This is a genomic window from Castellaniella sp. (assembly GCF_034674885.1).
In the GTDB taxonomy this organism is placed as follows: domain Bacteria; phylum Pseudomonadota; class Gammaproteobacteria; order Burkholderiales; family Burkholderiaceae_B; genus Castellaniella.
The window spans coordinates 10,940-24,396 of record NZ_JAUCDS010000028.1; the positions used below are offsets into that span (position 1 = coordinate 10,940).

Genomic DNA, 13,457 nt, shown 5'->3' on the forward strand with positions numbered 1-13,457 from the left:
TTCGTGGGCCGGATCCCGGGCGGACCGGAAATCCGCTCATCGTGGAGCATTATGAAGCCGAATCCTTTTCTTTCACGCGCATCGCTGGAACGTGGCTTTTCACTGATCGAGATCATGGTGGTGGTGGTCATCATGGGCATCCTGGCCGCGCTCGTCGTGCCCAACGTCATGGACCGTCCCGACCAGGCCCGGGCCATCGCGGCCCGGCAGGACGTGGCCTCCATCCAGCAGGCGCTCAAGCTCTATCGCCTGGACCATGGCCGCTACCCGACCATCGAGCAGGGGTTGGACATCCTGGCCGGAGGGCCAGACGGCAAGTCCCGCTATATGGACCGCGTACCCAGAGACCCGTGGGGCACGCCCTATCAATATCTGAACCCCGGCGTGCGGGGCGAGGTCGATGTGTTTTCCCTGGGCGCCGACGGCAAGCCAGGGGGCGAGGGCGTGGATGCCGAGATCGGGATCGATGCGCGTTGACCCGCAGCGCGGGTTCACGCTGCTGGAGACGATGGTCGTGCTCCTCATCATGGGCGTCGCGATGGGAGCGGCCAGCGTGTCCGCGTTCGGCGATGCGCGGATGCGCACGCTGCGCCAGGACGCCCAGAGGCTGGCGGGGTTGTTCATGACGGCCCAGACTGAGGCCCGGGCTGGTGGCGCGCGTATCGCCTGGCGGCCCGACGAGCGGGGGTTCGCGTTCGAGCGGTTGCCGCGCCCGCTGGCGCTGCCGGCCCGTGTGGCGGCCCGGGCGGCTTGGGCGCGGGATGATCGCTTTCCGGCGGACGCGCCCCTGCGCCCGCGCGAGTGGCTTTCGGACGAACCGGTGTCGGTTGGCGTCCGACCGGGCGGCGTCCTGGTCTTCGATGGCGACTGGGTCCACGGACCGCTCGATGTGACGCTGAGCGCCGGTGGCCGGACCGTGCGCCTCTCGCGTTCGGGCGACGGGCATTACGAGGTCCAGCCGTGAGCGCGCCGGGCCACCTCGGGCGAGGCGGTCGCCAGCGCGGCTTCACGCTGGTCGAAGTGCTGGTGGCGCTGGCCATTGTCGGCGTCGCGCTGGCAGCCAGCATCCGCGTGCTGGGTGTGGGCATCGGCGGCACTCAGGCGTTCAGGCTGCGCAGCCTGGCCCTGCAGTCGGCGGAAAACGTCCTGGCGGAAATGCGCCTGCAGGGAGACTTTCCGGCCCTTGGCCGGCATCGCAGGCCCTGTCCGCAGGCGGATCTGGCCTTGCAATGTGAGCAATGGGTGCAGGCCACGCCCAATGCCCGCTTCCGCCGCGTGACGGTGCGCGTCCGCTTGGGGGACGGGCAGGTGCTTTCCGAACTCGACGGTCTGGCCTCGCGTCTGCCATGAAGAGCCTGGCTCATTCCCAGCGTGGATTCACCTTGATCGAGGTCCTGGTTGCCTTGGTCCTGCTGGCGTTGCTGGGCTTGATTTCCTGGCGCGGGCTGGATGCCGTGCACCGTGTCTCCGATAGGCTCACTGCGCGGGCCGAGGGGACCCTGTCCCTGGTGCGGGCATTGAGCCAGGTGGAGCGCGATCTGCGACGGCATGCCGGGGCGGATGTCCTGCCCGCCTGGCAGGCGGCTGTGGGCGGTCCGGTTTCGCCCGATCTGGCCTTCCCCGCGCCGGGCATCGCCTGGGCCAGAGGGTCGGGACTGCTTCTGGTGCGTTCGACGGGCGATGGCCGGTGGCAGCGGCTGCGCTGGTACGTGGATCAGGGCGTCCTCTACCGGGCGGCCGGTGTCCCGTCGTACCGCCTGCCCTTGCCTGAGCCGGGGATGGCGGTCGCCGTCCTCGATGGCATGCGTGCCTGGTCGTTGCGCGAATGGCGGCCCGGTCAGGGGTGGATGAACCCGCAGGCCGCGCCGGCGGATGTGGCGGCCGCGCCGCGTACGGCCACCCGTGGCGGTAGGCGCGCGGGGAGGGAATCCGCGCTGGCGGACGGGATCGTAGGCCTGGAACTCGTGTTGCATCGCCAGGAGGATGGCGCCCGGCGGGTCTATCGCAAAGTGGTGCTGCTGCCATGAGGGCCGCCGGGTTCCACCAACGAGGCATGGCGGTGATCGCCGCCATGCTGGTCGTGATCGCCGCCTCCGCGCTGGCCACGAGCCTGATCGACGGGCAGGGCCGGCTGGTGCGGATTTTGTCCACCGAACGGCATCTGGCCCAGGCGCACTGGCTGTTGCGCGGCGGACTGGACTGGTCCCGAGTCATCCTGCATCTGGATGCAAGAGAGAACGCCACGACCCGGCTCGACGGGCTGTGGACGCAGACGCTGGCGGACCTGCCCGTGGGGCCGGCCGACAATCCCCGCGCAGCCCTGTTCTCCGGCCGGATCGAGGATGCGCAGGGCAAGTTCAATCTGCACGACCTGGCGGCGGATGGCCAGGCCAGCCTCGCCGCCGTCGCGGCCCTGGAAAGGCTGTTGCAATGGCTGGGACAGGATCGGGCGCTGGCCCGCGCGCTGGCGCAGCGGGTCGCCGACAGCCAGCCGAGGCAGGGGCGGGCGCCCGTCGCGATGGGCTTGCGCAGCCTCGACGACCTGCAGGGAATCGAGGGCCTGGGCTTGCCGGGGGTGGAGGCACTTCGGCCTTATGCGGTCTATCTGCCCGAGACAGTGCCGCTCAATGCCAATACTGCGCCGGCCGAAGTGCTGGGCGCGGTGATCGAAGGGCTGGGTCTGGCCGGAGCGCGGGACCTGGCGGCGCAGCGCGACCGGGGACTGTGGTTCGTCAATCGCGGCGATCTCGTCAACCGCCTGCCGGAGTTGCGGGCGGGCCAGGCGCGGCGCCTGGACATCCGCAGCGACTGGTTCAGCGTGGCGGGCGAAGTTTCGGTGGGTGATACGATAGTCGGGCTGCGGGCCTTGCTCCAGCGCGACAGGCAGGGGAGAGCCTTGGTCCGCTGGGTCAGCTACGGATGACAAGATAAAAGAAAATAATGATGAGACAACACGTGCGGCTGCTGCTGCCTCTTCTGTCGGAACTGACGCCTGCCACGCCCCTGGCCTTTGCGCTGGTGGGCCGCGATGGCCGCCTGATGCGCTCGGGACATCTGGAGCTGCAGCCCCTGGCCGCGCTGGCGGGCGCCTGGCCCGTGTATGCCATCGTGCGCGACGGCGACGCCGTGGCCACCTGCGTCACGGTGCCGCCCGTCGCCGCCCGGCGGCTCGGCGATGCGGTCCGCAGCAGTGTCGAACCCATGACGCTGTCCGATCCCGATCGCTTGCTGGTGGCCCATGGCCCGCGCCAGGCCGATGGCACGGTGGCCGTGGCGTGGACGGCGCGCGAGCCCCTGGAGAGGGCCTGGTCGCTGCTGGCGTCCGCAGGCCTGAACGTCGTGTCCCTGGTCCCGCACACACTGGCCCTGCCGGAGGGCGATCCGCATCCCGACCGGGTCCTCGAACTGCCGGCAGGGCCTCGCTGGCTGGCGCCCCTGCCGGCCTGGTCCTTCGCCGGCCCGGCCCGCCGCCCGGCGGGCGGGGCGGGGCGCTGGCGCCGGCCGGTAGCCTGGGCCGCCGTCGCCTGCGCGGTCTGGGTCTTGGGTCTGAACGTCCATGCGGCCAGGCAGGGTGACCGGCTGGACGCGATGCGCGAGTCCATGCGCCAGGCCGTGCAGCAGGCCTTCCCGCAGATTCCCGTGGTCGTCGATCCCCTGCGTCAGGCCCGGCAGCAGCGCGATGCCCTGCGTCTGGCCGGCGGCGACGAGGCCGCCGACGATGTCATCCCCCTGGCTTTGGCCACGGCGCAGGTCCTGGGGTTCGCGCAGGGTCACGTGCTCGGCCTGCGCTATGAAGACAGCCGGCTGACGCTGACCCTGGCGGAGGGCTACCGGCCGCCGGTCGATGATGCAGCCCTGACGCGGAAGGCGGCCGGGCAGGGGGTTCAGCTGAATCGTGATGCGGACCGCCCGCACGTCTGGCATGCCGCCCGGCCGGATGCGGCCGACGGTGCGGCCCGACCGGCAGGAGGCCAGGAATGAGCGGCCCGGATGTGCTGCGCGAGCGGGTCGCACGGAATGCGCGGGCGCAGTCCGTGCTGCATCGATGGGGCGCGTCCTGGCGGCGCCTGAGTCCACGTGAGCGGCGCCTGTTGGGCCTGGCGGCGCTGCTGCTGGTAGCCGCCATCGTGTGGCTGGCGGGCCTGCGCCCGGCGTTGGACACGCTGCGTCAGGCGCGGGAGCAACTGCCCGTGCTGCGGGCACAGGCGGCCGAACTCGAGGCCGTTGTGCTGGAGTCCCGGGCGCTGGGCCGCAGCCGGCGCGGAACCCTGTCGGTCGAGGAAACCGTCGCCGCGCTGCAGGACAGCCTGCGGCGGGCCGACTTGCAGGAAAACAGCCGCTTCGGGCCGGCGCGCGTGGAAGGCGACCGGGTGCAGCGGGTGCTGACGGTGGACCGCGCACCCGCTGCGAGCCTGATGGCCTGGCTGGCGCAATTGCCCGAGGTCGCCCAGGTGCGGGTGCGGCGTCTCGAACTCGCGCGCAGCCATGTTGATGGCCGGGATCGCCCCGGCCTGCTCAGCGGGACCGTCGAGTTGGCGTTGCCGATGGGGAATCCGCCATGAGTGCGCCGGCCCTTCCCGGGCGCACATACCGGCGGGCGCGGCACGAAGCGGATCCGGCGCGCCGCCCCGCCCGCTTGGCCGGGGTCCTGGCGCTGGCCGCTGTGGCTGTGGTGGTGGCGCTGAGCGTGCTGCCGGCACGTTGGGTCATGGCCTGGGTGCCGGAAACCGCTCTCGTCACGGTCACCGACGCCCGAGGCAGCCTGTGGTCGGCGCAGGCCTCACTGGCCATTGGGACCGGGCCTTTGCGGCGCAGTCTGCCCGAACCTTTGCACTGGCGCCTGGCCTGGGCCGGCGGTCTGCGTCTGGTGGTGTCGCACCCCTGGCTGCGCGGCTCGCTGGAGATCCGCCCAGCCTGGGGCGGGTTGCGTATTTCCGGCCAGACGTTGCAGGTCCCGGCCGCAGCCCTGACGACCCTGCACGCCATGTTCAATACCCTGGAGCCCGGCGGGGAACTCCTGCTGCAGTGGCCGGAGCTCCTCGTCAGCCGAAGCGGCCCGCAGGCCACGCCGGGACAGCCCCTTCTGCTGGCCCGCTGGCGCAACGCCCGCTCCGCCCTGAGCCGCGTCGCGCCGTTGGGCGATTACCGCCTCTCGGTAGAGGCCGCCGCCGGCCCGGAGCCGGCGTACGCCCTGAAGCTGAGGACGGATAAAGGTCCTCTGCGTCTGGAGGGCGACGGGATGGTGACGCTGGCCGGCCGACTGCGCTTCGACGGCAAGGCCCGGCCCGACGATTCGGCCCCTATCGAAACACAGGCTGCGTTGCGCCGCCTGCTGGATGTCCTGGGACCGAAAGCCGGTCCCGACGGAGCAACCCCTTTGCGGATGCATTCATGAAAACAGAAACTGTCCGATACCTGACCCTGCTACTGTCCCTGCTGTCCCTGGGCGGCTGCGCGGCGCCAAACGCTCCTCGCCAGGCTCAGGAATCACCCCTGGTGGTCTATACCTCCGTGGGGGCGGAGCCGCCAGCGCCAGCCGGGCGCCCGGATGTCTCGGCCGAGAAACTCCGGCAGGCGCCGCAACCACGCCGGCTGCAGCCCATTCCCGAACGGCCCGAGGCACCAGCCGCCGCTGATGCCGGCGTGGACGGGCCGATGAGCCGGCTCAATTTCCAAGAGGCCGAGCTGAGCTCCGTAGTCCGCGCCCTGGCCCGTTTCACAGGGCGCAATTTTCTGGTCGATCCGCGCGTGCGCGGCCAGCTGACGCTGGTGTCGGATACGCCGGTCGATGCCGACACGGCGTATGCCATGCTGCTGGGCGCCCTGCGCATGCAGGGCTTCGCCGTGGTGGAAGTCGGCGGCGTCAGCCGCGTCGTGCCCGAGGCCGATGCCAAGCTGCTGGGGGGCGCGGTGGTATCGGGCCCGACGCAGGCGCATCGAGGCGAGCTGCAGACTCGCGTCTTCTCCCTGCGCTATGAGAACGCTGCCGATCTGGTGCCGGTGCTGCGTCCCCTGGTGGCGGCCAACAATACCCTGGCCGCACAGGAGGGCAGCAATTCCCTGGTGGTGACCGATTACGCGGACAATCTGAACCGCATCGCCCAGATCATCGCCCGCATCGACACGCCGCTGGCTGTGAATACGGACGTGGTGCCGATTGAATACGGCGTGGCGCTCGACGTGGCCGCCTTGGCGCAGCAGTTGCTGCAGGACGGCAGTGGCCGCAAGACCCGGGACGTGTCCGTGCTGGCGGATCCCCGCAGCAATTCAGTGCTGCTGCGTGCCATTACGCCCGAACGCCTGAAGCAGGCGCGCAAGCTGATCCTGCGCCTGGACACTCCCGAGTCCCGCACCGGGAACCTGCATGTCGTCTATCTGCGCAATGCCCAGGCCACCCATCTGGCCGAGGTGTTGCGGGGGGCGCTGACGGGGCAGGGCGGGAGCGTCGGACCGCTGTCCGACACATCCCTTTCAGTCGCTGCCCAAGGAGCGATGGGGCAGTCAGGCCTGCCAGATGCCGCACTGTCGTCCCAGACGGATGTCGCCGCGCCGGTGCTGCCGGCCTTCGGCAATCAGAGCCTGGCCTTTTCGGCGGCGGGCGCCACGATCCAGGCCGATGCCACCACCAACACCTTGATCATCTCCGCGCCGGAACCCCTGTACCGCAGTTTGCGCGAGGTCATCGACCAGCTCGACCAGCGGCGCGCCCAGGTGCTGATCGAAAGCCTGATCGTCGAAGTCAACGCCGAAAAGGCTGCGGAACTGGGCGTTCAGTGGATGGCAGGGGGCAACGGGCTGAATGGCAACGGCGCGGCCTTTTTCGGCGGCGCCAACCTGGGAGGCACCGGAATCGGCCTGAATCCCGCCAGCACGCGCACCACGATCGACGCCCTGGGCCGGGGCTTGAACCTGGGCGTCGTCAATGGGACGGTCAACGTCATGGGCGCGCAGATCCTCAATCTCAGCGTGCTGGCCCGGGCCCTGCAGCAGCAAGGCGGTGTGAACGTGCTGTCCACGCCCAACCTGATGACCCTGGACAATGAAACGGCCAGCATCATCGTGGGGCGCACAGTGCCGTTCGTGACAGGCTCCTACACCACCTCGGGCGATGGTGCCAGCAATCCTTTCCAGACGGTGCAGCGTGAAGACGTGGGCCTGACCTTGCGTATTCAGCCGCAGATTTCCGAAGGCGGCACGGTCAAGCTTGCCCTGTACCAGGAAGTCAGCAGCATCGATCAGGCATCGTCGATGAGCAGCGGCTCGATCGTGACCCGCAAGCGGGCCCTGGAGACCAAGGTGCTGGTCGACGACGGTCAGATCATCGTGCTCGGAGGTCTGCTGGAGGACATGATGGACGATTCCACGGCGTCGGTGCCTCTCCTGGGCGACATTCCCGTGCTGGGCAATCTGTTCAAGTACCAGAAGCGCAGCCACAGCAAGACGAATCTGATGCTGTTCCTGCGGCCCCACATTGTGCGCACCGCTCAGGATGGCGCCCGGCTGACGCTTGATCGCTACAATTTCATGCGGGCAGCGCAGGCGGGCTTGCCGATCCAGGCTTCATGGCTGATGCCGGACGACGCCGTGACCGATCTGCCCGGACTGCAGCGTGACCCGAACACGGGCCTGCTGGATCTGCGCGGCTTTCGACGGGCCGACGAACTTTCCGCGGCGCCGGGCAATGCGGCGCCTGTGGCTGCGCCGGTCCGCCAGCCATGAGCCACCGCCTGCCTTACGCCTGGGCGCACGCGTGGCGGGCCCTGCTGGAAACCGGCGCGGCGGGCGACACGCTGACGATCTCGGCGCGCACGCCGCCGTGGGCCCTGGCGGAAATCCGCCGGGTGCACGGCGTGGTTCCGACACGGGAAGTGTCCGACGAGGCCCTGGGAACGCTGCTGGCCGCCGCCTATGTCCATGCGGGGGACGCCGCCGCCATCGTCGACGAGGCGGCCCACGATGTCGATCTCGGCCGTCTGCTCCAGGATCTGCCGGAGATCGAGGACCTGCTCGACACCCGCGACGGAGCGCCCATCATCCGCATGATCAATGCCCTATTCACCCAGGCTGCCCGCGATGGCGCCAGCGACATCCACATAGAGCCCTTCGAGACCCACTCGGTGGTGCGCTACCGGGTGGACGGCACACTGCGCGACATCGTCAGTCCGCGCCGCGCGCTGCACAATGCCCTGGTGTCGCGGATCAAGGTCATGGCCAGCCTGGACATCGCCGAGAAACGCCTGCCGCAGGACGGGCGCATCGCGCTGCGCGTAGGCGGCCGGCCCATCGACGTGCGGGTATCCACGCTGCCGACGGGGCACGGCGAACGGGTCGTGCTTCGCCTGCTCGACAAGGAGGCGGGACGCCTTCAGTTGGATCGGCTGGGCATGGCGCCCGATGTGCTGCGGGGACTGGACGGACTGATCCGGCGCCCCCACGGCATCGTGCTGGTGACCGGCCCGACGGGCAGCGGCAAGACCACCACGCTTTACGCGGCCCTCAGCCGCCTGGATGCCGCGACGACGAATATCCTGACGGTCGAGGATCCGATCGAGTACGACTTGAATGGCATCGGCCAGATTCAGGTCAATCCGCGCATTGACCTGACGTTCGCCTCCGCGTTGCGGGCCATCCTGCGCCAGGACCCCGACGTGGTCATGATCGGCGAGATCCGGGATCTGGAGACTGCCGAGATCGCCGTCCAGGCTTCGCTGACCGGCCATCTGGTGCTGGCCACGCTGCACACCAACGATGCCGTGTCGGCCGTGACGCGCCTGCTGGACATGGGGGTGGAGTCGTTCCTGCTGGCCTCGACACTGCAGGGTGTGCTGGCGCAGCGGCTCGTGCGCAAGTTGTGCGCCGAGTGTCGACGGGTCGGAGATGACGGAACGGCCGAGCGCAATCCGGCGGGATGCCCGGCATGCGGGCACACGGGGCACAGCGGCCGCACCGGTGTGCATGAACTGTTCGCGCTCGACGACGCGCTGCGCGCCATGGTCCATGAAGCGTGCGGAGAGCAGGCTTTGCGGGACGCCGCGAGGCGCAGCGGCATGCTCGATCTGCGCCAGGACGGCGAGCGTTGGATACGCGCGGGCATCGTGGCCCGGGCCGAAATCGAGCGCGTCGCGCGCGATCCATGAAATAACGAGGGCCATCGGCATGCCATCCTATCAATATGAGGCGATCGATGCCGCCGGCCGCGCAGAGCGGGGGCGGATCGAGGCCGATAGTGAGCGGGGCGCTCGCCAGTTGCTGCGTCATCGGGGGCTGCTGCCCCTGAGCGTGGTCGAGGCACGCCGCAGGAGAGGCGCGGTCATCGGCGCGCGCGCGCGGCTGCGGGACGCGGATCTGGGGTGGCTGACGCGCCAGTTGGCCAGCCTGCTGGCAGCCCGGTTGCCGCTCGAGGCCGCACTGCGCGCGACGCTGGAGCAGGCCGAGCGCCCGCAGGTTGCACAGGTGCTGGCCGCCGTGTGCGACGATGTGCGCGCCGGCTTGCGCTTGGGCCAGGCACTGGACGCTCATCCTCGCGATTTCCCGGATATTTATCGGGCGCTGGTCGACGCCGGGGAGCAGTCGGGCGACCTCGACCTGGTGCTGGAACGGCTGGCCGATTACATCGAAACGCGCGGTGCCTTGCGCAACAAGGTACTGACCGCCTTCATCTATCCTGGCATCGTCACCGTGGTGTCGGTGGCGATCGTGATCTTCCTGCTCAGCTACGTGGTGCCGCAGGTGGTGGGAGCCTTCACGCAGGCGCACCAGGCGCTGCCTTGGCTGACGCGGTTGTTGTTGGCGGCGAGCGCGGGCGTCCGGGAATGGGGGCTATGGCTGACGATGGGGTTGGCGCTCGCCTTCGGGCTGTGGCGTCTGCGCTTGCGACACGCCGAGGCTCGATTGGCTTGGCATTCCAGGCTGCTGCGCCTGCCGGTGCTGGGACGCTATATTCAGGGCGTGGACGCGGCCCGGTTCGCCGCCACGTTGGCCATCCTGACGGGTAGTCGTGTGCCCCTGCTGGAGTCATTGGACGCTTCGGGACGTACGCTGCGGAATCGCAAACTGCGGGCGGCTGCGGTCGATGCCGCTCGCTGGGTGCGCGAAGGTGGCTCTCTGGCCCAGGCTTTGCAGGCGCAGAAGGTCTTTCCGCCGCTGTTGATTCATCTGGTGGGTAGCGGCGAGCGCACGGGTGAGCTGCCCGCCATGCTGGATCGCGCGGCAAAGGTGCTGGCCGCCGATCTGGAACGTCGGGCCTTGACCCTGACCGCAGTGCTCGAACCGGTGATGATTCTGGCCATGGGAGGCATGGTCCTGGTGATCGTGTTGGCGGTGATGATGCCCATCATAGAGATCAATCAACTGATCCAGTGACCGGTAGTTGTGTCACGCTACCTGTCGCATTTTGGCGTGTTTGCTGTCCCAATGCGCCGGTGCCGGGCAGTTTATTTTTTTATGCTAGAATGCCTGTCTTTCGGGGCGTAGCGCAGCCTGGTAGCGCACTTGCATGGGGTGCAAGGGGTCGCGAGTTCGAATCCCGCCGTCCCGACCAGAAATACAGCAGTAAAGACAAGGGCTTACACGCTTCGGTGTGTAAGCCCTTGTTCTTTGTCATATGGGCGTTTCTATTTTTGCCCCATGGAATATCTTTACCAAGACTGCGGGCCTATCACCAGCGTCTGTAGGGCATCCTGTCTTTGCATGATGTCTGCGCGGGCAAGCAAAAAGCAGGGGCTGCAACTCTCCTGTATGGGGCGCTTCATGTCCAGCGTTTCGCTACGTCATTCTGACAGCGAGTCTGACTGAAAGAGCCGCCCGTAGGCGGCTGATAGCGCAGATGAGGGAAGGGTTGCTGGGCCTTCCGCCGGAGCCTTTTGGCTACCGTTACTTTTTCGGCGCTTGATCCCTGTGCTCATGCCCAGTTGGTTCCTTAGGTCCGCCCTTGGGGTCGGACTTCGGTTGCAGTTCATCCTTCTTCTGGTTGACGGAAGGAGTATTGAGGGGTCTGATCTGTTCCATGGTGTGTTCCGAGATTTCAGTTGCCATCACCCCAAAATTGGTCGATGACATGATTGTTGGATTAGGAGTTGAGCAGTACCGCTGCGTGGCCGGATTGCAGGTTTAGTATGGCAATCCGGGAAATTTTTCTTTCATCAGCTTGAGAAAATGGGCACGGTGCTTAATGCGCCGCCTGTTGCGCTCGATCTCGTCGAACGGCGAGGGTGGCGAAGGTGGGCAATCCATGTCTGCTGCCTGCAGTTTCGGTGCGAAAGCGCCATCGGGCGAGAGGTAAAGGATCATGAGGGCTCCAAGTAGCCTGGCTGGTTTGTTGTGTGTATCTGAGCCAGGGTTGCCCATCGCGAAACGTTCCGATTTCGACGAAATCAGTGTGCAAGGGGCCGCATGTACTGAACATGCGATTTTGACGGAGGCGGTGGCGCAACCTGTTGAGTCAGGGATCGGCCTTGAATAACTTCTGCCTCGTTTCATTCAGTCTGGGGCACGTCGGGGCGGATAGCCAGCTTTACTTTGTATCTGTTGTCACTGGCCCGGCGAAAGTGCTGCTCAGCCTCCTGTCGTGCTTGTGCGGGTAGGTCGGTCTGTAGGCCCTTGTTCTTTTCCGCGCCTTTGCCCCATGAGCATCCGTGTCAGCGTGGCGTCGTGGTCGATGAAATGGTGCCAGAGCGCGCCGATAGCGTGCAGTGCTACCAGGGCGATCAGTAGCGGCCCGGCGAATCCTGCGTGGATGGTGTGTATGGCCTTGGCTGCCGCCTTGTTTTCATCCAGCCAGACCGGGATCGAGAACAGGCCGAAGACACTGACCGATTGTTGCGCGAATTGCGACATCAGCAGGCCTGCCAGCGGCAGGGCGAGCACCAGCGCGACCATGGCCCAGTGCACCGTCATCGACAGGCGCCGTTGCCAGGTCTGCCCGATGGGTTGAGGGCGCCCGATGTTCAGGCGCATGATCACCCAGATGATCATCAGTGTCAGGGCCGTCACCCCGAAACTCTTGTGAAAGAACATGAACAGCCCCTTGGCGGGGTTGCCGCGTTCGTAGCCGCTGGCGATGAGCACACAGGTCACCGCTGCCGCGATGACGAAGAACAGCAGCCAGTGCAGGGATCTGAGCGATACGTGCCAGGTGGTCGTCGGAGTGTGGTTCGACATGCGAGGTCCCCTTTATGTCCGTGCTAGAGGGTGATCGGATGAAGATATTTCAATATACCTGGATTTGTTCCCTGCAGCGGTGGATACGGTCGCCGGTTACATCCCTGGCGCCGCCAGCAGCCCGCGCTCGACCATGAGCACCAGCCGCTCGGCCAGGGCCTGGCACTCCGGTTCATCGAGACTGCGCAAAGGGCCGCCCAGCACCAGAAAGGCCATGCCGTGCACGGCAGACCATGCCATCCACTCGGCGCCGGGGCGTTGAGCAGCGGGCAGCAGGCCGGCCGCGACCATGTCGTCCAATGTGTGGCCCAGCAACTGGAACGGATCCATGCCGCTGGCGCCGCGTGGCGAGTCGTCCGTGAGCGGATCTTCGCCTGTGTCCTTGACGTCGAAGGGCCGTGCGGCAAACGCCGTGCGAAACAGTCCTGGTTCCTGGCGTGCGAAACGCAGATAGCCCAGCCCCACACCGCGAAATGCCGCGCGGGCGCGCTGGTGGGGTTCATGCAGGTGTTGCACCGCATCGATTTCGGTCTCTATGGCGCGTGCCAGATGCGCCAGCGCGGCGGCGCGCACGGCCTCGAGCAAGTCCTGGCGGTTCTTGAAATGACGGTAGGCGGCGTTGGGTACTACCCCGGCACGACGTGTGGCTTCGCGCAGCACCACTGCGGCAGGCCCGCCTTCGCGCGCCAGGGCGATGCCATGTTCCAGCAGCGTGTGCCGCAGATTGCCGTGCCGATACGTGTCGCGGGTGGGGTTGATGATGTCTGGCATTTTCTAACAAATTTTATGTGGACAATGTCCACGGGCGATTTCATACTCGGCCTTAAGTGTACATCGTCCACAAAGGAGCCTTTCCATGCACTTCACTCCCTATCTCACCTTTGATGGCAACTGCGCCGAAGCCTTTGCCTTTTACGCCAAGCTGTTCAAGGGCGATATCGTCTATCAGGGCACTTTTGGCGAGATACCGCCTTCTGCGGACATGCCGCCCGTTCCCGACGCGGCCAAGAACCGCATCATGCATGTCCATTTGCAAATGGGCGAGCAGATGCTGATGGGCTCCGATGCCATGCCGGGAGGCGAGGAGGCCTGCGGCGGGGGTTATCAAGCGCCCCAGGGCCTCTGGGTGTCGATCCACGCTGGGGACGTGGCCGAAGGGCGACGCTTGTTTGATGCCCTCGCACAGGGCGGGAATACGGTCATGCCGTTTGGGCCGACCTTCTGGTCACCCGGATTCGGCATGGCCCGGGATCGCTTCGGCACGCCGTGGATGATCAATGTCGCTGCGGCGACCTGAC

General features: G+C 67.2%; 15 protein-coding genes and 1 tRNA gene. 13 read left to right on the forward strand and 3 right to left on the reverse strand.

Annotation, left to right across the window (positions count from 1 at the left end):
- Window positions 1-51: 51 nt before the first annotated feature.
- From gspG to VDP74_RS13140, 12 genes are all read left to right on the forward strand, one after another.
- Window positions 52-477 (forward strand): type II secretion system major pseudopilin GspG, encoded by a 426-nt coding sequence (gspG, locus tag VDP74_RS13085; protein ID WP_323000082.1) that lies wholly within the window; start codon window positions 52-54, stop codon window positions 475-477.
- Window positions 467-964: a prepilin-type N-terminal cleavage/methylation domain-containing protein gene (locus VDP74_RS13090; RefSeq protein WP_323000083.1), complete on the forward strand. Its 498-nt coding sequence runs from the start codon at window positions 467-469 to the stop codon at window positions 962-964. The genes gspG and VDP74_RS13090 overlap by 11 nt, the downstream gene beginning before the upstream one ends.
- A complete protein-coding gene (gene gspI / locus VDP74_RS13095) occupies window positions 961-1,350 on the forward strand; it encodes a type II secretion system minor pseudopilin GspI (RefSeq protein ID WP_323000084.1) in 390 nt (129 codons plus the stop codon). Before VDP74_RS13090 ends, gspI begins: the two co-directional genes overlap by 4 nt.
- A complete protein-coding gene (locus VDP74_RS13100) occupies window positions 1,347-2,027 on the forward strand; it encodes a PulJ/GspJ family protein (protein WP_323000085.1) in 681 nt (226 codons plus the stop codon). The genes gspI and VDP74_RS13100 overlap by 4 nt, the downstream gene beginning before the upstream one ends.
- Window positions 2,024-2,923, forward strand: coding sequence for a type II secretion system minor pseudopilin GspK (gene gspK / locus VDP74_RS13105; RefSeq protein WP_323000086.1), 900 nt, complete (start codon window positions 2,024-2,026; stop codon window positions 2,921-2,923). The genes VDP74_RS13100 and gspK overlap by 4 nt, the downstream gene beginning before the upstream one ends.
- 20 nt (window positions 2,924-2,943) lie before the next feature.
- The gene (gspL, locus tag VDP74_RS13110; RefSeq protein WP_323000087.1) at window positions 2,944-3,981 is read left to right on the forward strand and encodes a type II secretion system protein GspL; all 1,038 of its coding nucleotides are present in this window, start codon (window positions 2,944-2,946) and stop codon (window positions 3,979-3,981) included.
- Complete coding sequence (gene gspM, locus VDP74_RS13115) at window positions 3,978-4,562, forward strand: type II secretion system protein GspM (protein WP_323000088.1); 585 nt, start codon at window positions 3,978-3,980, stop codon at window positions 4,560-4,562. The genes gspL and gspM overlap by 4 nt, the downstream gene beginning before the upstream one ends.
- Window positions 4,559-5,395 carry a type II secretion system protein N gene (gene gspN / locus VDP74_RS13120; RefSeq protein WP_323000089.1) on the forward strand — a complete coding sequence of 279 codons (837 nt, stop codon included), beginning with the start codon at window positions 4,559-4,561 and terminating at the stop codon, window positions 5,393-5,395. The genes gspM and gspN overlap by 4 nt, the downstream gene beginning before the upstream one ends.
- The gene (gspD, locus tag VDP74_RS13125) at window positions 5,392-7,719 is read left to right on the forward strand and encodes a type II secretion system secretin GspD (protein WP_323000090.1); all 2,328 of its coding nucleotides are present in this window, start codon (window positions 5,392-5,394) and stop codon (window positions 7,717-7,719) included. Before gspN ends, gspD begins: the two co-directional genes overlap by 4 nt.
- Window positions 7,716-9,137, forward strand: a complete 1,422-nt coding sequence (gene gspE, locus VDP74_RS13130; protein ID WP_323000091.1) for a type II secretion system ATPase GspE — start codon at window positions 7,716-7,718, stop codon at window positions 9,135-9,137. The genes gspD and gspE overlap by 4 nt, the downstream gene beginning before the upstream one ends.
- Before the next feature lie 19 nt (window positions 9,138-9,156).
- The gene (gene gspF, locus VDP74_RS13135) at window positions 9,157-10,362 is read left to right on the forward strand and encodes a type II secretion system inner membrane protein GspF (protein WP_323000092.1); all 1,206 of its coding nucleotides are present in this window, start codon (window positions 9,157-9,159) and stop codon (window positions 10,360-10,362) included.
- Window positions 10,363-10,463: 101 nt separating this feature from the next.
- A tRNA-Pro gene (locus VDP74_RS13140) sits at window positions 10,464-10,540 on the forward strand.
- A gap of 569 nt (window positions 10,541-11,109) precedes the next feature.
- On the opposite strand, the gene VDP74_RS13145 is transcribed toward VDP74_RS13140, so the two are convergent.
- The 3 genes from VDP74_RS13145 to VDP74_RS13155 form a co-directional block, all read right to left on the reverse strand.
- A complete protein-coding gene (locus VDP74_RS13145; protein ID WP_323000093.1) occupies window positions 11,110-11,289 on the reverse strand; it encodes a hypothetical protein in 180 nt (59 codons plus the stop codon).
- A 264-nt stretch (window positions 11,290-11,553) separates the two neighbouring features.
- Window positions 11,554-12,159 (reverse strand): cytochrome b, encoded by a 606-nt coding sequence (locus tag VDP74_RS13150; RefSeq protein WP_323000094.1) that lies wholly within the window; start codon window positions 12,157-12,159, stop codon window positions 11,554-11,556.
- Window positions 12,160-12,255: 96 nt separating this feature from the next.
- The gene (locus VDP74_RS13155) at window positions 12,256-12,930 is read right to left on the reverse strand and encodes a TetR/AcrR family transcriptional regulator (RefSeq protein WP_323000095.1); all 675 of its coding nucleotides are present in this window, start codon (window positions 12,928-12,930) and stop codon (window positions 12,256-12,258) included.
- A gap of 85 nt (window positions 12,931-13,015) precedes the next feature.
- Between VDP74_RS13155 and VDP74_RS13160 the strand changes: the two genes are divergently transcribed.
- Window positions 13,016-13,456, forward strand: a complete 441-nt coding sequence (locus VDP74_RS13160; protein ID WP_323000096.1) for a VOC family protein — start codon at window positions 13,016-13,018, stop codon at window positions 13,454-13,456.
- Window position 13,457 lies beyond the last annotated feature (1 nt).